25 protein-coding genes are annotated in these 25,943 nt (G+C 49.4%); 2 read left to right on the top strand and 23 right to left on the bottom strand.

Going from position 1 to position 25,943, the window contains the following annotated elements:
- Positions 1-16: 16 nt before the first annotated feature.
- Positions 17-1,843 (bottom strand): APC family permease, encoded by a 1,827-nt coding sequence (locus tag NYE33_RS07970; protein WP_340985202.1) that lies wholly within the window; start codon positions 1,841-1,843, stop codon positions 17-19.
- 307 nt (positions 1,844-2,150) lie between these two features.
- On the opposite strand from NYE33_RS07970, the gene NYE33_RS07965 reads away from it, so the two are divergent.
- Positions 2,151-2,867 carry a DUF2785 domain-containing protein gene (locus NYE33_RS07965; protein WP_341065369.1) on the top strand — a complete coding sequence of 239 codons (717 nt, stop codon included), beginning with the start codon at positions 2,151-2,153 and terminating at the stop codon, positions 2,865-2,867.
- A 194-nt stretch (positions 2,868-3,061) separates the two neighbouring features.
- On the opposite strand, the gene NYE33_RS07960 is transcribed toward NYE33_RS07965, so the two are convergent.
- Positions 3,062-3,604 (bottom strand): O-acetyl-ADP-ribose deacetylase, encoded by a 543-nt coding sequence (locus NYE33_RS07960; protein ID WP_341065366.1) that lies wholly within the window; start codon positions 3,602-3,604, stop codon positions 3,062-3,064.
- Between the two features lie 328 nt (positions 3,605-3,932).
- Between NYE33_RS07960 and NYE33_RS07955 the strand changes: the two genes are divergently transcribed.
- Positions 3,933-5,141, top strand: a complete 1,209-nt coding sequence (locus tag NYE33_RS07955; protein WP_042138433.1) for an IS110 family transposase — start codon at positions 3,933-3,935, stop codon at positions 5,139-5,141.
- A 1,042-nt stretch (positions 5,142-6,183) separates the two neighbouring features.
- Here NYE33_RS07955 and glmS read toward each other — a convergent pair.
- The 21 genes from glmS to NYE33_RS07850 all read right to left on the bottom strand — a co-directional run bounded on the left by glmS (position 6,184) and on the right by NYE33_RS07850 (position 25,939).
- Positions 6,184-8,016: a glutamine--fructose-6-phosphate transaminase (isomerizing) gene (glmS, locus tag NYE33_RS07950; protein WP_042140099.1), complete on the bottom strand. Its 1,833-nt coding sequence runs from the start codon at positions 8,014-8,016 to the stop codon at positions 6,184-6,186.
- 648 nt (positions 8,017-8,664) lie between these two features.
- A complete protein-coding gene (gene glmM, locus NYE33_RS07945) occupies positions 8,665-10,005 on the bottom strand; it encodes a phosphoglucosamine mutase (protein WP_039294242.1) in 1,341 nt (446 codons plus the stop codon).
- Between the two features lie 111 nt (positions 10,006-10,116).
- Entirely contained in the window at positions 10,117-11,565 is a 1,449-nt protein-coding gene (locus NYE33_RS07940) for a CdaR family protein (protein WP_076247112.1), read from the bottom strand.
- Positions 11,558-12,388: a diadenylate cyclase CdaA gene (cdaA, locus tag NYE33_RS07935; protein ID WP_039294234.1), complete on the bottom strand. Its 831-nt coding sequence runs from the start codon at positions 12,386-12,388 to the stop codon at positions 11,558-11,560. The genes NYE33_RS07940 and cdaA overlap by 8 nt, the downstream gene beginning before the upstream one ends.
- Before the next feature lie 211 nt (positions 12,389-12,599).
- The gene (locus NYE33_RS07930; RefSeq protein ID WP_076247115.1) at positions 12,600-13,214 is read right to left on the bottom strand and encodes a zf-HC2 domain-containing protein; all 615 of its coding nucleotides are present in this window, start codon (positions 13,212-13,214) and stop codon (positions 12,600-12,602) included.
- Between the two features lie 124 nt (positions 13,215-13,338).
- Complete coding sequence (sigW, locus tag NYE33_RS07925) at positions 13,339-13,905, bottom strand: RNA polymerase sigma factor SigW (RefSeq protein ID WP_039294228.1); 567 nt, start codon at positions 13,903-13,905, stop codon at positions 13,339-13,341.
- 567 nt (positions 13,906-14,472) lie between these two features.
- Positions 14,473-17,265, bottom strand: coding sequence for a phosphoenolpyruvate carboxylase (ppc, locus tag NYE33_RS07920; RefSeq protein ID WP_039294221.1), 2,793 nt, complete (start codon positions 17,263-17,265; stop codon positions 14,473-14,475).
- A 288-nt stretch (positions 17,266-17,553) separates the two neighbouring features.
- On the bottom strand, positions 17,554-17,835 hold the full coding sequence (locus tag NYE33_RS07915) for a holin (protein WP_341065364.1): 282 nt from the start codon (positions 17,833-17,835) through the stop codon (positions 17,554-17,556).
- Positions 17,832-18,542, bottom strand: a complete 711-nt coding sequence (locus NYE33_RS07910; protein ID WP_341065362.1) for a M15 family metallopeptidase — start codon at positions 18,540-18,542, stop codon at positions 17,832-17,834. The genes NYE33_RS07915 and NYE33_RS07910 overlap by 4 nt, the downstream gene beginning before the upstream one ends.
- Entirely contained in the window at positions 18,514-18,906 is a 393-nt protein-coding gene (locus NYE33_RS07905; RefSeq protein ID WP_341065359.1) for a hypothetical protein, read from the bottom strand. Before NYE33_RS07905 ends, NYE33_RS07910 begins: the two co-directional genes overlap by 29 nt.
- The gene (locus NYE33_RS07900; RefSeq protein ID WP_042140105.1) at positions 18,893-19,090 is read right to left on the bottom strand and encodes a hypothetical protein; all 198 of its coding nucleotides are present in this window, start codon (positions 19,088-19,090) and stop codon (positions 18,893-18,895) included. Before NYE33_RS07900 ends, NYE33_RS07905 begins: the two co-directional genes overlap by 14 nt.
- Before the next feature lies 1 nt (position 19,091).
- Entirely contained in the window at positions 19,092-19,406 is a 315-nt protein-coding gene (locus tag NYE33_RS07895) for a hypothetical protein (RefSeq protein ID WP_039294205.1), read from the bottom strand.
- Between the two features lie 241 nt (positions 19,407-19,647).
- The gene (locus NYE33_RS07890; protein WP_341065356.1) at positions 19,648-20,031 is read right to left on the bottom strand and encodes a hypothetical protein; all 384 of its coding nucleotides are present in this window, start codon (positions 20,029-20,031) and stop codon (positions 19,648-19,650) included.
- Positions 20,032-20,049: 18 nt separating this feature from the next.
- Complete coding sequence (locus tag NYE33_RS07885) at positions 20,050-21,756, bottom strand: hypothetical protein (RefSeq protein WP_341065353.1); 1,707 nt, start codon at positions 21,754-21,756, stop codon at positions 20,050-20,052.
- A gap of 11 nt (positions 21,757-21,767) precedes the next feature.
- Positions 21,768-22,379: a putative phage tail protein gene (locus NYE33_RS07880; protein ID WP_341065350.1), complete on the bottom strand. Its 612-nt coding sequence runs from the start codon at positions 22,377-22,379 to the stop codon at positions 21,768-21,770.
- A 2-nt stretch (positions 22,380-22,381) separates the two neighbouring features.
- The gene (locus NYE33_RS07875; protein WP_341065347.1) at positions 22,382-22,717 is read right to left on the bottom strand and encodes a hyaluronate lyase N-terminal domain-containing protein; all 336 of its coding nucleotides are present in this window, start codon (positions 22,715-22,717) and stop codon (positions 22,382-22,384) included.
- Between the two features lie 12 nt (positions 22,718-22,729).
- A complete protein-coding gene (locus NYE33_RS07870; RefSeq protein ID WP_341065344.1) occupies positions 22,730-23,752 on the bottom strand; it encodes a DUF2793 domain-containing protein in 1,023 nt (340 codons plus the stop codon).
- Position 23,753: 1 nt separating this feature from the next.
- Positions 23,754-24,167, bottom strand: coding sequence for a hypothetical protein (locus tag NYE33_RS07865; protein ID WP_042140110.1), 414 nt, complete (start codon positions 24,165-24,167; stop codon positions 23,754-23,756).
- A gap of 2 nt (positions 24,168-24,169) precedes the next feature.
- Positions 24,170-25,228 (bottom strand): baseplate J/gp47 family protein, encoded by a 1,059-nt coding sequence (locus NYE33_RS07860; RefSeq protein WP_341065342.1) that lies wholly within the window; start codon positions 25,226-25,228, stop codon positions 24,170-24,172.
- Entirely contained in the window at positions 25,221-25,649 is a 429-nt protein-coding gene (locus tag NYE33_RS07855; RefSeq protein ID WP_341065340.1) for a DUF2634 domain-containing protein, read from the bottom strand. The genes NYE33_RS07860 and NYE33_RS07855 overlap by 8 nt, the downstream gene beginning before the upstream one ends.
- Positions 25,646-25,939, bottom strand: a complete 294-nt coding sequence (locus NYE33_RS07850; protein ID WP_076247140.1) for a DUF2577 domain-containing protein — start codon at positions 25,937-25,939, stop codon at positions 25,646-25,648. Before NYE33_RS07850 ends, NYE33_RS07855 begins: the two co-directional genes overlap by 4 nt.
- Positions 25,940-25,943 lie beyond the last annotated feature (4 nt).

Here is a 25,943-nt window from a genome sequence, read left to right as displayed (position 1 = left end):
TTTTTTATATAATAAATTACTTCTTCAAATGATAAGGCACTGTAGTGACAATAACATCACTGCGGAACAGTAACCGGGCACGTATCAGCAGACTCGATTGATTATGAAGGATGTTATGCCAGCCTTTCTTCGGAATGAACTGTGGAATGATGACCGTTACCCTATGATTCAACTCTGCGGCCTTCCAATTGATCGTATCAATGAACTTGGTCAACGGTTGTACGATGCTTCTATAGGGAGTATACAAAGTCACTAATCTTATTTCCGGCTGCCACTTTTTCCATTTCTCCTCGAATATGGCTTCCTCTTCTCTTTCGAAGGGCACATACACGGCGATAATCTGCTGCGGATTCAGCGATTTGGCATATTCCAAGGAGTTCATCACCACATGAGTGATTCCGGCAACCGGCACGATGATTACATTGCCTTCAATCTTAATCGTTTCCTCACAGGTGGTTATTCTGAGCTGGTCAGCCACTGCCTCGTAATGCTTATGAATCCGGTGGAACACCAGAAGGAGAATCGGCAAAAATACAAATACCGGCCAGACCTGTGTGAACTTGGTCAAGAAGAACATCATCGTAACAATAAGGCTGATTAGAGCACCAACGGTGTTGATGATGAATTTTTGCAGCCAGCCTGCCTGTTTTTCCCGGAGCCACTTAACCATCATCCCTGTCTGTGACAGCGTAAAGGGAATGAACACACCTACAGCATATAAGGGGATCAATTGCTCTGTCTTCCCTTCAAATACATAAATCAGGAGCATAGACAGAACACCCAGGATAATAATACCGTTAGAGTAACCCAGCCGGTCTCCACGCATGGTGAACATCCGCGGAATGAACTTATCCTTGGCCAGATTCACAGCCAGCAATGGGAATGCGGAATACCCGGTGTTGGCAGCCAGAATCAGTATTAATGCAGTGGTCCCCTGTATGAAGAAATACATCGCATTGCGGCCGAACGTTTGCTCGGCAATTTGCGACACGACCGTCACATCAGCACGGGGAGCTATACCATAGTAATAGGCCAGCACAACAATTCCTGAGAACATAACAGCAAGTAAGGCTCCCATGGCCACTAAGGTTTTGGCGGCGTTAGAAGCCTCCGGACTTTTGAAATTCGGAATGGCATTGGATATCGCTTCTACACCCGTTAACGCAGAGCTCCCGGAAGAAAATGCGCGCAGCAGCAGGAATAGACTGATCCCCGCTACCGGCGTGCCCAATGAGGTATGCAGCTCTGCCGGAACGTTACCGGTTAAAATGTTATACAGGCCTGTACCAATCAGAATGAATAAGGCCAGCACGAATAAATAAACGGGATAGGCGAGTACGGAAGCGGATTCCGTTACCCCCCTTAAGTTCAGAATCGTAATCAGGATCACGAAGACGATAGCGATAACTACTTTATGCTCATGCAGGCTTGGAAATGCTGAGGTAATTGCGTCCGCACCAGCCGATATACTTACTGCCACCGTTAAAATATAGTCCACCAACAGCGAACCGCCGGCAATCAGTCCGGGGTATTTCCCCAGGTTTTCCTTGGATACCACATAGGCTCCACCACCATGCGAATAAGCAAAAATAATCTGCCGGTAGGACAAAATGAGTGCGGTCAGCAATACCAATACGCCAATCGCAATCGGAATGGAATACCAGAAGGCAGCTGCCCCAATCGTAACGAGAACAATCAAGATTTGTTCCGGCCCGTACGCAACGGAAGACAAGGCATCTGAAGACAGTATGGCCAGCGCTTTCTTTTTATTTAGCTTTTGCTCCCCTAACTCAGTAGACTTTAAGGGCCTGCCGATCAGAAATCGTTTTAAAAATGAGATCACGGGTTTCACCACTCGCTTGTTATTTTGTAAAATTCTTGATTGTGCAGCATCTATACTCTCACTCAGACACAACAAAAAGACCACAGAAGAATATTCCGTGATTATAGAGGCAAGGAACTGTTCGAATTCTGCGGAGTAAACTATCATTTACTTCCAAGTTCAGCCTATCATTTCCGGCATTAATATAGCGTTAAGGATTCCTCAAAGACATTAAGATTGCATTAAGATATGATGAAGTTGTATCCCATCGTGCCTGTATCTTATAGTAAGAGAAGAGTCCGGAAAATACCCAGTAGGAGCTCAAACCATGAATTTAAAAGATCAGTTGATACTAATCAAAGAAAATGACTACCAGACACCTTCGGAACCCTTCCAGCTGGTACAAGAAATGATACATAACATCGGTTCTGTGGATGCCGGGCTGCGTGATGATCTAATCTATACAACCTTATCCCATTGGATTCCCGGTAATTCGCTTTCTGAAGACGAGTTGGAGCAACTTCTCCCTGCCCTATTGGATACTGACCATTTGCATTATAAGCTCGGTGAAAGCAATACAGACTCTGTATTCACCCGGTCTTTCTCTATGCTGGTCATCCCGCTTCTCATCATGAAGCATAGGGAATCCCCCTTCCTCTCAAGAGAGCAAGTTCACCAGATCAAAGAGAAAGTGTTCTACAGTGTGCAGGAAGAGCGGGATTACCGCGGGTATGACGAAGAAAAGGGCTGGGCTCATGCCATAGCCCATGGGGCAGATGCTTTAGATGATTTGGCCCAATGCTCCGAACTGGATCAAGCTGACCTCTTCACCATCCTCGACCTGGTTTACGACAAGATGACCATAACCGAACGGGTATATTCCGATGGTGAGGATGAGCGGATGGTCAGACCCGTAATCAGTGTTTTAAACAGAAAACTGCTTAGTCAGACTGACGTAGCGCAATGGATTCAACGTTTTGGTGAGGTTGAGAAGAGCCCCGAATTCCTGCCTTCAGGCAAAAAAATAATATTAAGAATTTCCTGAAAAGCTTATATTTCCGGGTAAAATTCTACAAAGCAGATGCTGCTCTCTGCCCGGTGATTGAGGATACTTTATATAAGGTAGAGAAAGTGTATTATTGCTGATTAAAGAAATCACAAATGGCTCCGCCCTTTGATAATAAGGGCGGAGCCATTTGCTTTATTTTTAGTGATTTTTCAATCTCTAATTAGTCAATCTCAATACTTCTTTAGTTCATTCTTGTATATTTTAAAGTTCTCTTCATCAAAACATACAAATACTACTTTCTTAATATTTGTTTCCTTATTTAATAAGTACTTAGACACTTCCTCTACGGCTATGTAGCAGGCTAAGTCTTTCGGATATTTGTATATACCTGTACTTATATTTGGAAAAGCAATACTTGTAGCTTCGTTTAACTCCGCTTGCGTTAATGAATTCCTGTAACAGTCTTTTAGCTTTTGTTCCTCATTGTTCAATCCGCCATTCCAAACGGGCCCCACGGTATGGATAATCAAACGGCTCTTCAAGTTCCCTCCTGTGGTAACTACCGCTTCTCCAACTGCACAGCCACCCTGTTGATTGCGGATCTTCATGCACTCTTCTAATATTGCTTTTCCCCCAGCTCTATGGATAGCACCGTCTACGCCGCCTCCACCCAACAGACTAGTATTTGCAGCATTGACTATTGCTTCTACTTCAGTTTTAGTTATATCTCCCCGAACCAACTGAACGATTGAGTCTTTCATAATAACTTCCATGAATAACCTCCACTAGTACTTCGTAAATAACTACATATGTAGAATATTCGCGGAATTATTGAGCTATCCTGCCAGTTCGTATTATGAGATCAACCAGTTCTTTCTGGTTGATCCTTTTTTCATTTGCATAGAGGATTAAAGTAGCCTGGTCGAACGTACCTGCCCGTGGGACTTGATCCCGAGCGCTATAATGTTCACCCTACTTGTCATGACCATGATTGAGGCTGGTTGGGACGTAAGATCCCGTATAACAAGCGATGCTATGGAGCGACAAGAAGAACCGTAGGGATGCCGGTGAATTTAAACTTACAGGGAGAGATGAGATGAAATGAATCCAGTTGTCGGTCTAGATATTTCAAAAGAAGAAAGTCATGGACAAGCCTTTTTAGCGCGCGGAAAGCTCTTCAGAGGGACATTCCACTTCGAGCACACTCGTGATGGCCTAGCAAATCTACATCAAGTTTTAAAGGACGTTGAATCGGTATCCAAACAACGTCCTTTGCTTATTCTAGAAGCAACAGGACATTACCAAAGCCCTGTTGTTCAGTTCTTAGAGGAACATCACTATATTTACATTGTCATTAACCCGCTAATCTCCAATCGGCTTAGAAAGTCTCAGCTTCGTAAAGTAAAGACGGATGCTGCTGACGCTTACCTATTGGGTGAGTTGTACTACAGGGAAGAGTTTGAACCTTTTAAGAAAAGAGGTGTGCAACTTCTCAATCTGCGCTATCTTACAAGGCAATATGAGACTCTTTCAAAGATGTGTGTATCGACTAAACTGCAATTCCAAGCTGTTTTAGATCAGGTTTTCCCGGGTTATAAAGGCGTGTTTGGAGCTATGTATTCCGGTGTTTCACTGCGGTTTTTAAGTGAATTCCCAACCTCATATTTAGTTTTACAGACGGATGAAGATACACTTAGAGCTAAGATGAAAGAACTGCTTTCTTCGAAACGGGGGCGTTCAGAGGACTGGATTAACCAACGGGTTCAACGATTAGTAGATGCGGCAAAACAAAATCCATTTCAGCAAACCATGTATGCAAGTCATTTAATCAATATGAGAGTTCTTATTACCCTTATTCTTCAATACCAAGAGCATCTTGCTGAACTGGAACAGAACATAGATGCTCTGGCTGAAGAAATTGAAGAGTATGAATTAATTCAGTCGATTCCCGGGATTGGGCATAAAATTGCTGCAACAATTTTATCCGAAATAGGAGAAGTCGAACGATTTGATCATCCTAAGAAGTTAGTCGCCTTCGCAGGCATTGACCCGAGTGTCTTTGCTTCCGGTAAGTTTACAGCGACTCGAAACCGAATCACGAAACGTGGTTCCAGGCAGCTGCGTTACGCACTGGTGATGGCTGTTCAGTGTGGACTTATACGCTCCCGAAATATGCGAATCAAAGCGTTCTATGAACGTAAGAGAGCTGAAGGAAAACCACATAAAGTAGCTCTAATCGCATGTGCAAATAAACTCGTCCATTGGCTCTATGCGATCTTAAAAAATAAAAAGGAATTTCGTCCAATTTAAAAAATATTATTGGCATAACCTTCCAAGACACAAAGAAAATTGGAGGGTTTTTTGGCATGCCTCATTTTAACTATACCACATGATTTAGAATCACTTTACTGGTAATGTTGACAAGCTATTAGCTGGTATAGTTAATACCCTCGACAGCCTGGTGATTTAATGCTCTTAAATACATAAAGCCGCCCTTAATGTTTTAAGGACGGCTCATGATACCACTAGATTTTAACTTTCGGGGTCCACTCTAGATATTTACTTTCATTTTGTGTAAGCAGATTCTATCTCCTTCAAATTCTCGTCGGAGATGGTCTGGTAAACCCCTTCTTGCCGGGGGAATTCCAGGCTTGCAATGATATCGGCTTTGAATGTCATACCTCCGCCACCGTCTGCAGTCGTGATCGGCAAGGGCAATATCCTGATTAAGTTCCGATGTCAGCGGGTTGCACCTGAGAATCCCCGAAGAATGGGTTCCAGTAGAAACGCTCTCCCGCTTTCTTGCTGTTCCCTCCCTTGTTCATACTTTCGAGTTTCCCCTCAGACTTCACGCATAAGTAACTCGTATCGCCAGAAATTTCATACATAACTTCATCGTTGCCTCGGAGTTCAACTGGAATGCCCGGGTGATACTGATCGCGAGTGACCAACCTTCATTCCAGGGTATGGAGATCATTTCATCTGCAGGTACGCTTACAGACTTTGGCTTTGCTTCTTCTTTCGTCTTCAGTGCGCACCCGGAAACAATCAGTAACAATCCAAGACCTGAACAGATGAACAGTCGTCTTAGACGGATGACTTTGTTTGTGTTAATGATCCATCACCCCCTCCTATATCTCTAGATACAAATAATACCATATAAATACCACTCTTCGAATCCTGACTTACCTTATAAAAAAAGAGAGCCGCCTGAATATTTCATTCAGGCGGCTCTCTGATGTACTATCATTTATATAGTGGTTCAAGACTTTTGTTATCGGTTCCCGATATTTACTACTGGTTCACTACTTATTTATCACCAGACATTTTTTGAAAGAATGCCCGAACTCCCTTACTCCACAGTAACACTCTTAGCCAAGTTTCTCGGCTTATCAACATCATGACCCAGAGCCAATGACGCGTAGTAGGCCAGCAACTGCAGCGACACTACGGACAAAGCAGCGGTCAGCAGCGGCAGAGTCTGAGGAATCACGAACACCTGATCAACGGATCTGAGCAGATCGTTTTTGTGTTCTTCATGAGTAATCGCCAGGACATGTGCGCCGCGGGCTTTCACTTCTTTGATGTTGCTGACAGTCTTCTCAAGTACGGATTCCTGGGTTGCCAGGGCAATGACAGGAACGCCTTCTTCGATCAGCGCCAGTGTACCATGCTTCAGTTCACCCGCAGCATAAGCTTCGGAGTGAATGTAAGAGATTTCTTTCAGCTTCAGCGATCCTTCTTGGGCAACTGCGTAATCTACGCCGCGGCCGATGAAGAAGAGGTGCTTATGCTCAGCGATTTGTTCAGCATAGGCTTTGATTGCGTCTTTCTGAGCCAGGATTACTTCTACTTGCTCAGGCAGGGACTGCATAGCTGCCAGAATCTTGGCAACTTCAGGCTCGGACTGGGTACCGCGTACTTCAGCCAGGTACAGACCCAGCAAAGTGAATGCGATCAGCTGGGAAGTATAAGCTTTGGTCGATGCTACAGCGATTTCCGGGCCAGCCAGTGTTACCAGTACACTGTTGGCTTCCCGGGCAATAGAGCTGCCTACTACATTGGTGATTGCCAGAACATGGGCTCCGTTGGCTTGACCTTCACGAAGAGCGGCCAGTGTATCTGCAGTTTCACCGGATTGGCTGACTACGATAACCAGTGTTTCCGGAGTCACGATCGGCGCACGGTAACGGTATTCGGAAGCAATGTCATTCTCTACCGGAATACGCACCAGGGACTCAATCAGGTTACGTCCTACGAGACCTGCGTTATAAGCAGTACCGCAAGCGACGATCTGGATATTTCGGATGTTCTTGATTTGTTCTTCTGTCAGGTTAAGCTCAGGCAGAATGACTTTGTTGCCTGCAGCATTCATGCGTCCGCGCATGGTATCGCGGTAAGCCTTTGGCTGCTCGTGGATTTCTTTCAGCATGAAGTGCTCATAACCGCCTTTTTCTGCGGTAACAGCATCCCAATCGACAGTAATCATTTCCCGAGAAATAAAGTTGCCTTCAATCGTCATTAATTCGACAGCATCCCGTGTCAATACAGCCATTTCGCCGTCGTTCAGAATATATACGTTGCGGGTATATTCCAGCAGAGCAGGAATATCAGACCCGATAAAGTTTTCGCCTTCTCCAAGACCGATAATAAGCGGGCTGGCCTGACGTACTGCTACCAGTTTATCCGGTTCGTATTCAGTCAGAACACCCAGTGCGAACGCTCCGCGCATATAAGTGATTGCTTTTTGCACAGCCTTCACGATATCCCCATTGTATTCACGCGCAATCAGATGGGAGATAACTTCGGTATCTGTTTCGGAAGAGAAATTAGCTCCTCCGGCAATCAGTTCTTCCTTGAGATCCAGATAGTTCTCAACAATCCCGTTATGAACTACCGAGAATTTGTGGGTGTTATCTGTGTGCGGATGAGAGTTCTCATCGGATGGCTTGCCGTGTGTAGCCCAGCGGGTGTGGCCAATGCCTGCGCTGCCTGTCAGCGGAGTTGCTTCGAGACGGGATTCCAGGTTCGCCATACGGCCCTGTGCTTTTACAACCTGCAGACCTTCCTTGGTGAATACGGCAATACCTGCGGAATCATACCCGCGATACTCCAGCTTCTTCAAACCCTCGACCAAGATCCCCTGCGAATTCTGATTACCAATATATCCTACAATACCACACATTATATTTTCCTCCGTCCAATTTTTCGTAGTAAGGGCGGCCATGAGGAAAGAAACGTGCCGTGCGGCATGTTTTGAAGAAAAGCAAATATGTTGTTGTCCGTTACAGCTCAACAAAATAACCTGTCACTTGCATCTATAGTCATGAAAATGCACAGTCTTCTCCTCTGCCGTGGCAGAACCATCTGCGTTTCCTGCATATGCGCATACCCATGATTTGTACATTTCAATTGGCACCCACAGGAGCGTTGTGTGAGAGGTCGCCCTCGCATTTTCCGCTTCCATTTACGGCTCTGGTGCATCACCGGGAGGTCCCCGCCGAACATTTCGAACACCTCCACCTCGTCAGCTTACATCTGCCGTGATCCGTTCAGGCCGTTCTGCCCTTAATGGCAGCTTCCGGTCTTCCCTTCTCCCCCGCGCAAGATCAAGCTCTGGCGCTTGCATTGCTTCAACCTTACTATCCCCGCTTTCCTTCTGGAATGACACTTAGTCTATTATATGCACCTTACATCGTTTTGGCAATGATGCGGCAAAGAAAACCTTTTTCATCCATTTCAATTGAAAACATCGTCAACACTAAAGGTTCAGCCGGTGAACAAACATTACTCCTCCGTCCACCGGCTGCCCATTCTTGCCTTATTAGCGTAATTACACCAGCTCGCGCTGAACCACTTCAACAATCTGTCCTACAAAAAGATCAAGCTCGGCCTTATCCGGCCCTTCCGCCATTACACGGATCAGCGGCTCGGTTCCCGAAGGACGCACCAATACACGCCCGTTGTCGCCCAGCTTGCCTTCGACTTCTATGATCGCGGCTTCAATCGCCGGATTGTTCGGATAATTGGTTTTGTCCTGCACACGCACATTTACCAGTACCTGCGGATATTTGGTCATCATGGACTTCAGCGTGCTAAGCTTCTTGCCGGAAGTCTTCATCGTATTGACCAGTTGAATCGCCGTCAGAATACCGTCACCTGTCGTATTGTAGTCCAGGAAGATTACATGGCCGGATTGTTCTCCGCCCAGATTATAGCCGCCACGGCGCATTTCTTCCATGACATAACGGTCGCCGACCGCAGTCTTCGCTGTATTCAGCGATAATTTCTCTGTAGCTTTGTAGAATCCGATATTGCTCATTACTGTAGATACAATTGTACCATCCTTCAGCTTACCCGCACGGTTCATGGCATCCCCGCAAATGCAGAGGATAAAGTCGCCGTCAACCTCATCGCCGTTCTCATCGATAGCAATCAGGCGGTCGGCATCGCCATCAAAAGCGAGTCCCAGGTCCGCGCCGTGGCGCAGTACTTCCGCACGCAGGGTCTCCGGATGTGTGGAACCGAATCCGTCGTTAATATTAAGCCCGTCCGGCTCTGCACCGATGGAGATTACTTCGGCTCCCAGCTCTCTGAACAGCCGTGGCGCAAGCTCATAAGCCGCGCCGTGCGCACAGTCCAGTACTACCTTAATGCCCTTGAAGTTCTGGTCGATCGTTGTTTTCAGATATTCCAGATACAGATATTTCGCATCATTATCTACCCGGAGCGTACCAAGACCCGATCCGACCGGACGCGGCAGCTCATCCTGCTCGGCATCCATCAGCTCTTCAATCCGCAGCTCTGTTTCATCAGTCAATTTGAAGCCGTCTCCGCCAAAAAACTTAATCCCGTTATCCTCCACCGGGTTATGCGAAGCTGAAATCATGACACCGGCATCAGCCTTGAGCAATCTTGTAATATAAGCAACCGCAGGTGTAGATACCACACCCAGGCGGATCACATCCGCGCCAATGGACAATAAGCCGGCAATCAGTGCCGATTCCAGAAGCGGACCGGATATCCGTGTATCCATCCCAATTACGACCTTAGGCTTTTCCACATTTCCTGCCAGTACATATCCCCCGCAGCGTCCAATGCTGTATGCCATCTCTGCTGTTAATTCACGGTTTGCGACTCCGCGTACGCCATCTGTTCCGAAATACTTACCCATCTTTTTTCTCCTTTTAATACGCTGCTTCAGCTTAATAAATTATAGTATGATTGATTCTTTATTCCGTGTATATGAGATGCATAATAAATAGACGTGGTCTTGAACAAAAAGTTACGTTCCACCCGTACTGCCGGCGTTATTGCCGCCTGCTGCCGGTGTAGCTGCGTTCTCCGCAGGAGTGTGTGACGGAGTCGGGGTCGGCTCTGCAGACTCGTCAGTATGGGTAGGAGACGGCTCTAGGGGCGTCTCCTCAACGGCAGCCGGCTCAGCACTGGGCTCCGTAGTAGGAACAGCCGTGCTGTTGTCAGCTGCGGCAGAAGGCTCCGGTGTAGCTGGAGCGAGCAGTTCTACCTTTACCGTAAGCTGCGAACCGTCATTCTGCAGTGCTATGAACCGGGGAAGGGAGACCTGCAGCGGAATATCATGAATTCCAGCCGTAAGCCCGCCCACATCAGCAACCACACTGACATTATCCTGGTCCAGCTGGTCCAGCAGGGTAGGCGCACCCGATACCGTCAGATCCATGGAAGTGCTCACAGGATCTAATATAAGGGCTGTCAGCCCGTTGCCTACCCCCTCCAGCTTAATAGGCACAGCGGAGATCGTCCGCTGGGCGATCTCCGCTGTTGAGACCGATACATTCATGGCCGCAGGCTCGATCTTCCCGGTCCCCTCCGGCGGCTTCAGCTCCAGCTTCAGCTGTTCTGTACCGGCAGCTGTAATGGAGCTTAGATTAAGAACCGCCTCATAGGAGGATAGGTTCTGCAAAGTCTCCGCGCTGCCATATACAGTCACCATATCCTGTTCAGGCGTAACCCGGGACAGGACCAGTGAACCGGGCAGACTGCCGGTAAAGCTGATATCCAGCGGCAGTGTTTTGGACGGAAGCGTAATAGGCAGCTCTACACCCACTGTTGAAGGCTCGATCACAGCATCCTTCAGCTCGTTCCCTTCACTATCATAAGCATAGAGCTTCAGCTTCTTCTCACTGAACGGCTCATTCTCGCCATCCAGCTCAATATTCCCCTGTACCTTCGCAACCCGTCCGAGTTCACTGGCCGGAAGGGTCACCTCTGCCGATACCGGATCAACCACCGGAGTCCCCACTTCATAGCCTGCTGCAGGCTCCCCCGTGATATTCAGGGTAACCGGAAAAGACTTGGTCGTCCGCAGCTCAATATGCACATTCACCTGATTCGGCACCATATCATCCAAGGTTACCCCACTCGGCGTCGAATACATTAAGGGAAGCGTATTGTCGCCGGGTTTCACATCACTAAGATCCAGCCACACCCGGTAGGCATCGGAGAACTTGTAGGTAAGATCGGACTTTTTGCCCCTTACCTCCATCCTGACGCTCTCTACATCCTTCGTCAGCACATAGGTATCACTATCGAAGCCTTCGATCTCCACTTTGACATTCTCGATGGTCTTCGATTCGGTATTAACCGTAGTCTGATTCGCCGGCGCCGTATCTACATGCACAATGGTCCAGAGAATAATACTGAGGGCAAGCGCAAGAATTTTGTTGAAGTTATTATTCTTCATCCATTTATCCATTGTTCTTAGTCCCCCTCCATTTCCAGAAAGCGGAACTTTTATCCTTCAGGAGTGAGCTTGCACTCAGCTCTTGATGCAGCTTCGAGATCAGCGACTCTTCCTTGATATCCCGGACGATTTGTCCGTTAATGGCCAGAGAGATCTGTCCGGTCTCCTCGGAGACGACAACAGATACGGAGTCTGCCACTTCACTAATGCCGATGGCGGCGCGATGCCTTGTTCCGAGCTCCTTGCTGATGAATGGATTCTCCGACAATGGCAGGTAACAGGCGGCCGCAGCAATCTGGCTCCCCTGCATAATCAGTGCCCCGTCGTGCAGCGGTGTATTGGGAATGAATATGTTAATCAGCAGTTCAGAGCTGACCTCAGAACGCATAGCAATACCGGATTCCGTATATTCGTTGAGTCCCGTAGACCGCTCGAAGACGATTAAGGCCCCGATTTTGCGCACAGCTAAATAATTCACCGCTTTAATTACTTCACCTATTAATTTACTGATCTCTTCATCATTCTCGGCAGTCCGCCCGAAGAATTTCCCCCGGCCGAGCTGCTCCAGCCCCCTGCGCAGTTCCGGCTGGAAAATAATAAAGATCGCAAATACCCCAAACGTAAACATCTGGTTCATCAGCCATTTGAGCGTGTACAAATCCAATAGGGTACTGCCCCCCCAGATTACAACCAGGACCAGAATTCCCTTCAGGAGCTGAACGGCCCGCGTACCACGCACCATATTCAGTACTTTGTAGATGATGTAACTGACAATCAGAATATCGATTATATCTTTAATGGACTCTTTCCATGTAAGGTCGGTAAAATAGCTCATTGCCGAAAACCCCCGTCATTTCAAAATTAGCTGGGTTTATGTAAATTGTCTGTTAGCACTTTATCATATCTAGGTTATAACGTTCAGCCTCCGGTTGCAAGTTTAGGGCTGAAGCAAATTGCAAAACTGGTGTTTTCAGGCAACAAAAAAGCGCCATCTTTCCGGAAAAAGAGGCGCAAATGAGTTTTCTGCTACAAGCGACCAACATTAGCTATCGGTAGGCAACTTCAGAGAACATGTTCGTCACTTTATACCAGAGCCAACTTACCGCTTGGTCTATGCTTTTGACTTGCCCGGAAATATGGGCGGTTGAAGCCTGATACAGCGAGCCGTCGATCACCGTCACATTGCCGTTGACTTCCCCGTATACTTGAGTTTTACCGTTCTCCACCGTCAGATCCCCGGAAATGATTTTGCCGGAGGGTACGATAACCGTATCCCCTTTGATAACAACCTGATCGAGGTCAGTCCCTCTGACTACAAGCTGTCTATCCTGATTCCAAAAAGTTACAGAACTCATCAGCATCACGAAGATAAACACAGAGGCTGCCGTAAGCGCCGGATGTCGTTTGATCCAGGTGATAAAAGCTCTTTCCTTCTTGGGTTTCGGTAATGAATTCATAATCCGGCCTACAAGATCCTCCGAGGCAACAGGGGTCTGGTGCATCAGGGAAAACATCAGCATATCGGTCTGTTCCAGTTCCTTGAACTTCGCACGGCAATCCGTACAGGATAGAAGATGCTCCTTCAATTCCCTCTGCTGCAGTTCGGGCAAGTCGTCATCCAGGTAGTCGTGCATCATAGAGACGGCCAGTTTGCATTCCATAGGAGCCAATCCTTTCATGAGTGCTTATTTAATTCTTTCAAGACATAGGAGCAGGACGCATAAGACTTGCTTAACTTACATACGTCACTGCCATGCAGGAGTTTCATAAAAAAATAATCTATTTTTACAATTTAGGGCCTAATTTTTTACGTAAAAACTCACGTCCGCGATGCACACGGGTCTTGATCGTCGTCACGGGCATATCCAGCACATCACTGATCTCCTGAAGCGATAAATCCTGCAGATAGCGCAGTATCATCACCGACCTGTATTTCACGGGCAGGCTGTCGATGGCTTCATAGATGAGGCTCTGTGTCTCCGAGAGCAGCAGCTCCGTCTCCGGTGTCACATTGTCGCTCGGAATCATCGAATACCCGTCAATTCCCTCTTGATCGTTCATCTCGGCATCCAGTGAATACGTCGGCCGCCGCTTGCGCAGCCGGTCAATACAAAGGTTCGTGCCGATACGGTAGATCCACGTTGAGAACTTCTGTTTATCATCATAACGGTCCAAATTCCGGTACACGCGCAAAAAAGTTTCCTGAACAATATCTTCCGCCTCATGGCGGTTATTCAGCATACGGTAAGCCAAATGATATATTTTGTCTTTATATAGTTCCACAAGCTCGGCAAATGCCCTTTGGTCGCCCTTCAAGGCGAGCTTTGTCAATCTGCCTTCCAGATTCTCCACCTGTTAACTCCCCCAGACTTGCCGCCCTTGGTATCTCAGCTCTTGATCATCCACGGTACAAGCATTTAAATCGTAATTCAAGTTCTTGTAAAAATCAAGGTTTGTATTGTTACCTTATATATATTGTGCTCTGAAAAGCGGACGGGAGGCTGATTAGTCGCGGACTGCGCGAAACATTTGGACTTCCGGTCGCTGTTATTGGCAGATTTCCTGATTAGAACCGCAGTCTGCGGTCGAAATCTGCCAATAAAGGCGAACGCTGCCGCTCCTCCAGTTCCAAATTTCCGCTCCGCCGTCTCCCTCAGCCAGTGTGGACCTCTTTTTTGTTGCCCAAAGTATATCTCAGGCAACAATGGGGTAGGCATGGGTTCGGCCGGGTCTATGACTTCCGGCCTCACTTAGAAAAATAAAAACCCCGTCCATCCTCTGGGTAAGAGGCGGACGGGGTTTCCTGAGGCGGCTTCGCCGACCTCAGACACAAACAAACCTTTTAAAGCGGCTTCGCCGACTTTGAAGATCAAGATCGGCTAGATCAAAATCGTAAGAGCAAGCGCTCGAGCTAAGGCATCAGCCGGTATTCCGAAGGCCGGCGGCAATACCGTTGATCGTAAGCAGCACCTCACGCAGCAGCTCAGCGTCATCGCCCTCCACATCGCGCAGGGCGCGAAGCTCGGCAAGGAGCTGGACCTGCAGGTAGCTGAGCGGATCAACATACGGGTTACGCAGGCGGATCGACTCCTGAATAACTGGAACATTATCCAGAATATCCTGCTGGCCGGTAATCTTCAGGATGAGCTCGGAGGTCAGCTTGAACTCGGCTTCGATCTGGCCGAAGATACGCACCCGCGCCTCTTCGTTTTTGCCCATGCCGGCATATTCCTTGGCGATTACGAGATCCGCCTTGGCAATAGCCATCTGCAGGGTATCGATCAAGGTCGTGAAGAAAGAGAAGTTGGCATACATATGCTGCATGATCTTCAGGTTCTCTTCTTTATCCTCATAGAAGCTCTGCAGTCCAGTTCCGGCTGCATACCATGCAGGCAACAGATAACGGCTCTGCGTCCAGGCGAATACCCAAGGGATGGCACGCAGATCCTCGAAGCGTTCACTGTTCTTACGCTTCGAAGGGCGTGAACCTATATTCAGTTCCCCAACCTCCGGCAGCGGGGTTGATTCTTTGAAGTACGTCAGGAAATCCGGGTCACGGAAGATCAGATCCTGATATTTGTTCAGGGAGACTTCAGAGATGCGGGCAATAATCTCATCCCACTTCGCTTCATACAGATCCGCCTGTGGCGATCTGGCATGAATCGCCGCCGTAACCAGAGCAGATGTCGCCTGCTCCAGACTGCGGTAAGCAATGCCTTTCATTGAATACCGGGAAGAGATAACCTCCCCCTGCTCGGTAATCTTGATACCACCACCAATGGTGGAAGCCGGCTGGGCCAGAATACTCCGGTTCAGCGGCATACCGCCACGTCCGAGGGCTCCGCCGCGTCCGTGGAAGAACTTCAGCTTAATGCCGAATTCATCGGCAGTCGCTGTAATCTGCTTCAGGGCAACGCGCAGCTCCCAGTTCGCAGTAACCACACCACCGTCTTTATTACTGTCCGAATAACCGAGCATGATTTCCTGCAGATCATTCATTGCAGTAACTGCATCGCGGTAGATCGGCATGCTGAGCAGCGTATGCATAATCTGTGGTGCATCATGGAGGTCGTCAATGGTTTCAAACAGCGGCACCGCCTGCAAAGTACATACAACCGTACCGTCGTTGTCTTTGCGGAACAGGCCCACTTCTTTGGAGAATACCATGACCTCAAGAATATCACTGGCTGCTTCCGCCATACTGATCAGATAGCTTGTGATACACTGCTTGCCGTATTCCTCCTGCGCCTGGAAGATCGTCCGGTATACCGCAAGGCATTCCTCCGTACCTTCACTATAAGACTGGTAAGGGGATGTCAGCGGACGCGGATCATTCAGCAGCTTTTCGAGCAGCTCAATCTTTTGTTTCTCCTCCAGCTTAGAGTAATCCGGTGTAACATTCATTTTGGCCAGGATCTCCGTCATCGCATTCTCATGTTCTTGGCTGTGCTGGCGGACATCCAGGGTCGACGTATGGAAGCCGAACAGCTCCACTTGGCGGATTAGCTTCTTAATATAGGTGTCTGCTACATAGTCGGCATAGTGATGCCGCAGGCTGCGGTCAATCACGTTCAAATCATCTATAAATTGCTCTGGTGAGGAATAGCGCTCAGGCGTACCTTTTTTCTCATCATCCAGAACATTCTGTGTCTTGGAGATCATATAGCTGAGCTTAATCCGGTAAGGTTCATTATCATTGCGCCAGGCATCAACCCGGTTAAGATTGATAATGTTACGGTCCTTCTCAATGGACTCCAGCAGCTCCGGCGTCACATTGACGATGCTTGTACTAAAGCTCAGGTACTGCATTAATTCGCGCATAATCCGCTGATATTCACGAATAGCCAGCTTGCGCTGCAGACGCAGCGTCTGCAAGGTTACGGCCGCAGTCACCGAAGGGTTACCGTCACGGTCGCCGCCAATCCATGAACCGAAACGCAGATAGGTCGGCACATGCCAGTTCTGGCCCGGATAATATTTGCTTAGACATCGCTCAAGCTCTTGATACACATCCGGCAACACTTCAAAAATCGTCTCATGGAAATAATACATGCCATTGCGCACTTCATCGAGCACGGTAGGCTTGCGGTCACGTAACTCATCCGTCTGCCACAGGGTAATTACTTCATTCAGCAGCTTCTCACGGAGCTGTTCGCGTTCGCGGAAAGTCAGAGTCGGATTATCCAGTCCCATGACATCATCGGAGATCCGTTTGTGGATATCGAGAATCGCACGGCGCATGGCTTCCGTAGGGTGAGCCGTCATAACTAGTTCCAGAGACAGGCCGTTCATGATCTCATGAACATCCTCGTGGGAGAAATCCCGCTCGCGGAGCTCCTGAATCGCGCTTTCGATCGACCCTGGCTGTACGGTCTCCCCGGCAGAACGTTCATAATCGCGCTTACGGCGAATGCGGTGATTCTGCTCGGCTATGTTCACCAATTGAAAATAAATGGCGAAAGCCCGTATCACCTGATGCCGGTTCTCCGTATCCAGTGAACTAATTAGCTCTTTAAATTCATTGTGCAGTTCAGGCAAAAACAATGAGCGCAGCGATTTACTGGTTTCACGGATCTTCTCCACGATATCCAGCAGTTCGTTGCCGCCTTGGTGTACCAAGACTTCGCCCAGAATATTCCCCAGGAACCGTACGTCCCGCCGCAGCAGATTATTGGAGTTGCTTTTGCTAACGGTAGTCGTAAGTTCGGTCATGCTGCTCCCCCCATCCTCTTCCGGATCAATGCTCTTAACATTGTCTATTTGAAAGCTTTCCTCATATCATACAATAAAACCGCCCGGAAATCTTCAACTTTATTGCGCGGTAAAGCGATACAGCAATTAAGATTATACACCAATCCAGTTATTTATACAGTCAGAATTAATTATGTATCTCTTCCTATTTATATTGTCTGTTTTATGTAGTGAGTATGTAATATTATATGACGTAAAACAACAAAAAAACCGACTCCGCAGAGCCGGCCGTCAATTATAAGTCACGTTTCATTTCATGGTACTCCCTGACCGGTTATTGAATGCCAATTCAAATAATCCTGTAGCAGACAGTCCGGCAAGCCCCCCTGCCCAGAGGCGAAGGGTCATACCGAGATCCGTAAAAGGATACGCTGCCGCTCCAACCAGCAACCTTATTCCTAATCCTACAAACGGGATAACGCCCCGCGGTAGACGGATATTATTTTTGATCAGCTGTACCAAGGCCAGGATAATTACAGCCAGGATTGAGGCAAAGGCTAACACGTTGTTAAATAGTTCACTGTTAATCATGAGTTCGCTCCCTTCTGGTGGCTACTTGTAATATCTACTGTTTTTGTGGCCGGATTGTAGCCGACCTGTGCCCCAAGCGCTTCGGCAATAACGCGAACGGGAGCATAAGTAATGCCATTCTCCATTATTCCTTCTGTAATCTTCACACCGTTCACTTTTACCGTCGCTGTAATTTCACTCTTCACACTTTGTTCCTCCTTGAGCTTGATGCGTTCATACACCGCCGCTACTGCCATCGCAGCAGGCCTCGCTCCTGTCCGAAGTGCTGCCAGCGTCATTCCAAAGCTCAGCTGAAAATGCGGATAATCCTTGAAACTGGTCCAATCCCCGCCCCATTCGAACCCGATCGCCTTGGCCTGCTGCACCACCTCCAGCCAATCAGCCGTGCAGTCATTGTCCCCGTCCCTGTTCATATCCCAAGAAACACTTGAACCATTCGGAAGCAGCAGCGCAAAATCCACCGCCAGTCCATAATTGTGATAGCTATATCCGCCGCGTGCATTAGTGACAATCGCTCCCGGCTTGGTTCGTCCCTGGGCGTAAAGCGCATCCTGCTCGGCAGTCGTCCGCAGCCCCTGGGTAATCAGGATGGGAACACCGCAAGCATAGCAGCGTTCAATCAGCGTTGTGGCTGCGGTGAGTACAGCGGGATGAAGCCCGGATAGACGGGCAGCGGATTTATTCAGAACCTGAGTCAGAGTCAGCATGCGGATTCCTCCCTTCCCTGATCCCGGACAACACCACGAACAGATCCTGGCGTTTGGTGTACATTAACAGCGTCAGGATGACCAATCCTACAGTAGTGCACGTCTGGGCAATGGCCCAGGCTTCCGATTGCAGCAAGCTTAGCACGGCGTCCGAACCGGAAGTGCTGCTGAATCTGATCCAGATGGCAACCGCCATCTTAACGGTATACGCCCCCAGAAAAAAGAATGCTGCCAGCATAAACAAACTGACTACGCGCGCCCGGAGCCTTTTGCGGAAATACAAAAAAAGCGCAGCTATCAGCAGCAGCGCACAGATAAAGGATATGGAATACGCTATTAACAACACAATATCAATGATGCCCATCCTCTGCCCCCCGATCATAGATTAGGAACTCGGCGAACCCGTTATTCCTGATTTCCTCTTGAATTTCTTTGGAGACATTCTTGTACCTTCGGATAGAGAGCGATACTCTCATTCCCGCTTGCGTCAGCTTCCGTTCTCTATCCCGGTGCAGGGGAGATAGTCGCTTGATCCACTCACTCAGCACGTTATCCCCCCCTGTCTTCTTCATTAATACCATCCGAATTCTTGTTGCCCGCTGAATGGTCGATCTTCAATCGCTGCAGCACTTCAAGTGTCGGTGCCATGAAGTCGGACCGCTCTTTGTCGAGGATGTTCTGCAGCCTGTCCCTGTCTTCCTCGGCACGCTCCAGCAGTTCACGCGGCACCAGATTCCCCTTCACAATCGACCGCAAAAGCACAAGAAAAATCATTAGCAGAATCAAAGCGATGATGTAGGCCAGCCCATACTTATCTGCCAAAGGCAGCAGCTTCTCCAAATTCGCAACATCGTTGCTGTCCATTGCTTCACTCCCTTCTGAGTTGGTAAAAGAAATGCCCCCGGACGGGCCGGGGGCAAAATAAAAACGCCTTATAGGACGCCTGCTACTCTTTTTGTGATGTGGCTAGAATTTCAACCAGTTCTTCAGCTGTGATATATTTTGGGCTATACGTCTGCAGTTTGGTCTCTGTGACCTTACCCATAACCCACATATTAAGCAAAAACGGATACATTCGTAATCTCCTCCTTTCTAAAAGGATGGCTTAAAGACCGAAGTCCAGCAGCGCCAGAATTGCAGCCTCATTAGCTTCTGTCCGTTGTTGAAGCGTTGCGATCTGCTCGGTTAAGGGCTTTTCATAAACTGGCTCCTGTGGCGCCTCTGACTCGTTAGGATCGGGATAACTAAATTCCAGTTTTTCTGTCTCAATATTCACCTTATATCCATTGCAAATTGCAAAATCTTGCTGATGCTCGCCGTATTCAAGTTGCAACATTCCGACGGTTTTAGTCAACCGATCTTCTAACGCCGCATAGGTTAAAAAATCTTGTTCCCAAGAAGTCTCCACTACACTTCCGAAACGTTCTCCTGTATTGACAATAACATTGCCGTTATTAACGTCATAATAAATTTTCATGCCTATCTCCATAATATTAATCCCCCTCTTTTATCCCCATGCTTCCCAATATTTCATATCGTTGCTGCCTCCCAATTTAAAGCCACCATATGCTACATACGTTCCCTGAGAACCGCCCAAATTTGTAACGAATCTACCGTTCGAATGATAATGAGTTGTGGACAGATTTGCGTTATAGTAAGTTAGGTAATAAAGATCATCTTCGTTTCCCCTTGCTTGACTGCAAAAAATAACTCTTGGCGTAAACGACAGGCCTGATACAACTGCCTCATATGTCCCCCCTGGAAATGTGCCAGATGCAAATAGTCTAGGTGCTAGATCCCCCTGCACACCATAAATCCAAGTGCCGCTACGGATATTACTGGATATTATATTTCCATCTGCTCTTGCCTGGACTGCCGAAACAACTATTTCGGGATATCCACTACCCGTATTAGTTACGTATCCACCTTGGGGAATGCGTATCCACATATTATTACCATCCCATGCTGAGTTGACGGCGTTAGTATAACCACCTTGGTTTTGTATAGAGCCCGGAACACCGAAAATAGATTTACCCGATAGAATATTGCCCGGCACAAAATTCGCATCAGTAGCTATTAATGTACCAAAATTCCCGGCATTTTTCCCTGCTTCATAATAGCCAGTTGGTGGCTCCATAACCAAAGATCCGCCCGAATCACCTAAAGCGGACATAGCAGTGGTATATCCTCCGACTGCCCCCCTAGTTCTGTTAGGCATCGTTCCAGACGTCCCGGCAATGGTAGTTCCAGCCAACACGTTTGCCGCTGGAACCGAAACACCGGCAACAGTAATCGCTGTATCATAAATCCCCGCTGCCTTGACCTGTGCACTGGGACCCGGCGTAACCGTCCCTCCTGTTTGCACCGCCAGCGTACCGGTTACATCACCCGCATCCGTTGCCGCCGTTTTTCCCGCGCGAATATCCCCGGCCACTGCGTTACCGGAGCCACCCGCGCTATCTGCCAAAAAATCCGTTCCTACCTTGCGGAACATATAGGGTTTGCCTGCAAGCAGTTTCCCGGCGGCGTACGCGATACCTTTTTGATCTTTTAATGGAATAGCTCCAAGACCGTTCACATTGAGTGTCGCGCCTGCTGTATTCACTAGATTCGGCACAATTGTAATACCGAATCCTTCTGGCAAACTTGCTGGTGCAGGAGTTAGAGTTACGGTATAGGCTCCGCCTGTACCTGCCGTTACTGAATAAGCAGGCTGCCGCACGTAGTCCACAGTAAGGGACTTCCCATTCAGCTGCCCCTGAATCCCCGAGGTCACCCCATCCAAATACCCGAACTCCGCATTAGACACAACACCCGTCCCGATCTTAGTCGCATCAATCGCTGCAGCGGCATTAACGTCCGCATTCACAATCACCCCCGGAGCAATCGCGGTAACACCATCCCCCGTGCTGGTTACATCCCCTGTATGATTGGGATGCACATAATTATTTGCCCCGGCAGCCACACCATCCAGCTTCGCCTTATCCGCTGCAGCCATCAGCCCGGCAGCGGACGCAGTAGCAGCAGCGGTGGATGCCTTGGCATTCCATGCTGTGCGCTCAGCAGCCGTGATATGCTTGACCGCATCTGCGGCATGATCCTGTACAGCCTTGACGGCTGTGTCCAGAATATCCATATTGCCGTTCAAATCCGTTATATCTACAATGTCTGTACCATCCGGCTTTTTCAGCCCCAAATTCCCCGTTGTTTTCATCGCCCACACTCCTATTGGTATACTCTTAATTCGTTCCAGGTTCTGGCATGTGCACTATTCCAGGTAAGCTTCATAACAGAGTCCCACCAGGTGTAGCTGTACACGAAGCTATAATCCAGATGTGCCGGGTTAATCTCCTCCATGATCTGGATCAGACCCGCCATATTGGCGGGGATACCCAGCGTGCCGACGAAACGCACCTCGAAGCTGTACGCTCCAGGCACCTCCACCACCTCAACATCCCCGCCGGAAAAAGCGGATGCCGTCCGCCGGATCATCTCCGGCGTGGTCGTTCCGCTACCCCGCAGCTTGGCCTTGATCATCTCCCGGCGGGTTGCGTAAGACTTGCCCGTATCCGAAGTCAGCGCCAGCATCCGCTCCCAGCGGGACAGACTCCACGTTGCAGACTCCAGAGTCTTCTGCGCATCGCTGTCAGCCATCGCATAGGCAAGCTCACCGCACTGCGCACCGGCGCTCGCCTGAAGCTGCTCCATCTCGGGCACGCCCTGGTAATACTCCGGCAGGTACTTCATCAGATCCAGGACATTAACCTCCGGTCCTTCCCCCGCCACATCATCTGTCGAATACTCCAAAAGACCATATATACTGTCTCCGTAAGCCACGGCTACACCCCCTTAAGCTGATTCCAGGTTAGCGGACCTTTGGGCATATACTCATGCGTATGCGCCGCCGGCGGGAATACCGATGGCTTGCCGTCCACACCGGACCAAGGCACACTATCCGCAGCCTGCGCGTAATCGACCTTGGCGTTATTATTGGTATCATAGATGCTCTTCAGCATGTCGCCGGTGCTTTGGGCGGCAACCAGCAGCAAATTACTGCTGCCATTCCCAATGTAGAGCTTGCCTGTATCAGTGCAGTAGCCCAATTCGCCTGCGGCAAGTGTACCCAGCGCACTTTCCAGGCCGCGGCGGATTTGAATCAATGTCTTCAGTGCCATGGTCACCGCCCCCTAGAATGTTCCGCCATCTATACTGCCCACTGTCAGCCGGTTGCCGTTGCCCGCATCATACACAATGCTGCTTCCGTCCACGTTGGCTGCAACACCTGCCGCATCTACAGTAATTCCTTTGCCTGCTGTGACAGCAATTGCATCCGCACTTACCGTAATCCCGTTGCCCGCTCCGATATTCAGCGTCACCGCATCAGCTTGTCCGCCGCCGATGAGTCCGCTCCCCGCAGTAATAGTCTGTAGCGCCCCGCCCGTCCGCACCCAGGCGGTCCCGTTCCAGCTGTAAATTTTCTGTTCATCATCCACATAAGCCGTCCAGCCGACCGCAGGAACATAATACACCCAGACCGCAGATTGGTACTCTGCGACCTGATTGGTTTTCCCTGCCCATACACCGGTAGCTCCAGCCGGGATGATATACCGTTCACCTTCAACCGGACTGGCCGGCGGAGCGGTCAGATTCTGATCCTTGACCGAAGCCTGAGGCTCAATATTATGCTTAGCCAGCTCAATCTCATTTTTGATTTTTTGCGCAGACCACAGATCCGTAATTGCCGTACCCGTATCATTGATTAACCGGTGCTTAGTGGCATCGTCAACATGGGTTTTGATCTCTGCTGCGGTCTTCGTATTGGTGCCGTCAGACACCTTATTCGGATGACCTGCGGTGATGTCCGCCTTGAGTACTTTGGCATAGGTAGTGCCGTCTGCGATATCATCCACGGTGCCGGTCAGATCTGTTAATTTCTGCGCATTCACCCGGCGCCAGGCCGCCCCGTCATCGAAGTACAAATAACCGCTGTTACTTCCGCTGCTCACATAATACAACCGGCCCACAGACGCTGCCGCAGGACGCGAAGCTTCTGGACCGGACAACGCCCGCCCGACCATGGAATTGGAGGTACCATCTCCGATATAAATCTCCTTCGTATCTGTACAAAAGCCCATTTCGCCAGCCTTCAGCGTCCCGTAAGTGGACAGCTCTGCCCGCGTACCGCGTTTCACTTGAATAGTTTGTGCCATTTTACACCTCTCTTTTGAAAGATCCGCCGTCAATCAGCCCGGCCTTTTTATAACGCTCCAGCTCACTCTGCGTGGCTGTCAGCCCTGTCTGCAGCTGATTCACATCATCCGCTTCCACCGTATCTCCCGGCGTTTCGTAAGTCACATACACTTCCGGCACATCGGCATAGATCTTAATCATCCGCCGCCAAGGCGCCTCGTCAGGAAAAGACACCGAGTAATTCCGCACCTCAGTCCCGCTATAACGTGAGCCTGTATAGACGGATAGGGTCTGATTATTGATGTTATCGTGGGCAAGAAGCCCGCTGTATACACCGCCTGCAAGAAGAAGCTTCTCCTCGACGACATAGCTGCTGCCGTTTGCTTTTTTGTTCAGCTTGTCCTGAAAGACGTCAATCTGCTCCGGATATCCCATCGCTACACCTCCAGTACGACATTGCCGAATAGCGGCACTTCAGTTTCGTTTAGAGTCACATTTCCCGTCCCGCCGTTCAGCTTCAGACCGCTATAATCCATAACACCCTCGGTATCCAGCAGCAGCGATCCAACTACGGATTGACTGATATAGGTGGCGGCAAAAGCCTTCTCTTTGCGGTATTTCTCCAGAATCGCTGTAAAAGCATTAATGACCGGCTGCAGCGCATAACCCGCTGCCAGCGTAACCTTGGCTGTAACGTTAATGGTTTTGCCTGTGGCGGATTCCACCGTCACTACGGCTCCGACCGGAGCTTGTCCTTCGCCAAGACCCGGAGCAGGATCGATATACTGCTGCACTTGAGAGACCAGCAGCGCGGAAGCAGGCTTATGCTCCGCATTTACAATGACCACTTTGACCGTCTTCGGCCCGGCCCATAGCGGAAAGACCCGCGCTCCCCCTACGCCCTGGATGTCCTGTGCCCATTCCATATAATGATATTTATTGCCGCTCGTCGAAGGCCGTCTTGCCGAATCGAAGTACCGCTGGCGCAGCGCCTCATCTGACTCCGCATCCGTACCGGGAACGAGCAGTGCCGTAATCTCCCCACGGGCCAGCCCCGGGATATAATCGATGGGCAGCAGCGCACCCGAGTACTGATTCCCCTCTGCACCGGCGGTCTCACTTTCGAGACGATACGTTCCGGGTGACAGCTTCTCCGCCGCGCTATAGTGGAGCAAGCCCAGCGAAAACCGGCTGCCCAGAGGAACATCCAGCAGTTCCCCTCCGCTGGTATAGAACTTTCCGCTTAGCTGCGTTTTTCCTGCGGGGTGACGGGTGATTCCCGTCCAGGCAATGCTGCGTTCCAGATACTCACCACCCGCTGTATCAGGGAAATACAGATTATTGCTGACCTCAAGCTCAATATACATCTGGGCCATTTCGGCCGCCGCCGGAGCGAGCGCATCATAAATAATGCTTCCCTCGCGCTTGTCCATCCCTTCCGGAACCCGGTCCAGCATACGTTCAAGCAGGGCCTCATAGGTCTGATCTTCATACACCGGCAATCTCCTCCTTTCTCAGTTCAAAATTGCCGTAAACCGTGACAGCTGTGCAGCTGAAGCTTACCGTATCACCGTTAAAAAGAATTTCCACATCCTCAAGCTGCTGAATCCGCTCATCCTGAAGCAGCGCCTCACTTACGATTCTGCGCAGCTCCGGCCGGGCCAGCAGCCTGTCCTGTCCAAGTACGAGACTCCATTCCGCACCGTAGTTTGGACTATAGATCAAATGCTCGAAGCGGGCGGTCTGCAGAACTTTAACCGCTGCCTGTTTCACTGCCTCAAGTCCATCCATACGTCCGGCTATCCGCTTGTGCTCAAAATCCATCCGGTACGTTAGGCTGGGGCTAATGCCTGAAGCTGTTGCACTCCCCTCAAGAGCTGCCGTAACCGGACCCGATCTGCCGATTGCCGGGATCATAGGTCCACCAGCCGATCCAGAACGATATAGCTCTGCCCGCCCTGCATCCGGACGAGCAGCACGCGGTCACCCGCTGCCAGACCCCGGCGGAGCAAGATCTCTCTGCCCTCAAGCACTGCCTTGCTCTCCATCACGGACTCTGGCACAACCAGCGCCGGTCCAGTCAGAATGAACCGCTGCTCCACCTGGATCTGCAACGGCTGTGCCCCGACTACCGTTCCATAAGAAAAAGCCACCGGATTCGTATTCGATACGGCCCCGAGGCTTGCTTGTTTAATAATATCGAGCATGTCT

This window comes from Paenibacillus sp. FSL R10-2199 (genome assembly GCF_038000235.1).
Taxonomy (GTDB): domain Bacteria; phylum Bacillota; class Bacilli; order Paenibacillales; family Paenibacillaceae; genus Paenibacillus_AQ; species Paenibacillus_AQ phytohabitans.
The sequence above is the reverse complement of the archived record's forward strand: the minus strand, read 5'-3'. Positions and strand labels throughout refer to the sequence as shown.

Coding starts and splice junctions, on each gene's coding strand:
- NYE33_RS07965 (WP_341065369.1), top strand. CDS start 2,151: ATGAATTTAAAAGATCAGTTGATACTAATCAAAGAAAATGACTACCAG.
- NYE33_RS07960 (WP_341065366.1), bottom strand. CDS start 3,604: ATGGAAGTTATTATGAAAGACTCAATCGTTCAGTTGGTTCGGGGAGAT.
- NYE33_RS07955 (WP_042138433.1), top strand. CDS start 3,933: ATGAATCCAGTTGTCGGTCTAGATATTTCAAAAGAAGAAAGTCATGGA.
- glmS (WP_042140099.1), bottom strand. CDS start 8,016: ATGTGTGGTATTGTAGGATATATTGGTAATCAGAATTCGCAGGGGATC.
- glmM (WP_039294242.1), bottom strand. CDS start 10,005: ATGGGTAAGTATTTCGGAACAGATGGCGTACGCGGAGTCGCAAACCGT.
- NYE33_RS07940 (WP_076247112.1), bottom strand. CDS start 11,565: ATGGATAAATGGATGAAGAATAATAACTTCAACAAAATTCTTGCGCTT.
- cdaA (WP_039294234.1), bottom strand. CDS start 12,388: ATGAGCTATTTTACCGACCTTACATGGAAAGAGTCCATTAAAGATATA.
- NYE33_RS07930 (WP_076247115.1), bottom strand. CDS start 13,214: ATGGAATGCAAACTGGCCGTCTCTATGATGCACGACTACCTGGATGAC.
- ppc (WP_039294221.1), bottom strand. CDS start 17,265: ATGACCGAACTTACGACTACCGTTAGCAAAAGCAACTCCAATAATCTG.
- NYE33_RS07915 (WP_341065364.1), bottom strand. CDS start 17,835: ATGATTAACAGTGAACTATTTAACAACGTGTTAGCCTTTGCCTCAATC.
- NYE33_RS07910 (WP_341065362.1), bottom strand. CDS start 18,542: ATGCTGACTCTGACTCAGGTTCTGAATAAATCCGCTGCCCGTCTATCC.
- NYE33_RS07905 (WP_341065359.1), bottom strand. CDS start 18,906: ATGGGCATCATTGATATTGTGTTGTTAATAGCGTATTCCATATCCTTT.
- NYE33_RS07895 (WP_039294205.1), bottom strand. CDS start 19,406: ATGGACAGCAACGATGTTGCGAATTTGGAGAAGCTGCTGCCTTTGGCA.
- NYE33_RS07890 (WP_341065356.1), bottom strand. CDS start 20,031: ATGGAGATAGGCATGAAAATTTATTATGACGTTAATAACGGCAATGTT.
- NYE33_RS07885 (WP_341065353.1), bottom strand. CDS start 21,756: ATGAAAACAACGGGGAATTTGGGGCTGAAAAAGCCGGATGGTACAGAC.
- NYE33_RS07875 (WP_341065347.1), bottom strand. CDS start 22,717: ATGGCACTGAAGACATTGATTCAAATCCGCCGCGGCCTGGAAAGTGCG.
- NYE33_RS07870 (WP_341065344.1), bottom strand. CDS start 23,752: ATGGCACAAACTATTCAAGTGAAACGCGGTACGCGGGCAGAGCTGTCC.
- NYE33_RS07865 (WP_042140110.1), bottom strand. CDS start 24,167: ATGGGATATCCGGAGCAGATTGACGTCTTTCAGGACAAGCTGAACAAA.
- NYE33_RS07855 (WP_341065340.1), bottom strand. CDS start 25,649: ATGATCCCGGCAATCGGCAGATCGGGTCCGGTTACGGCAGCTCTTGAG.
- NYE33_RS07850 (WP_076247140.1), bottom strand. CDS start 25,939: ATGCTCGATATTATTAAACAAGCAAGCCTCGGGGCCGTATCGAATACG.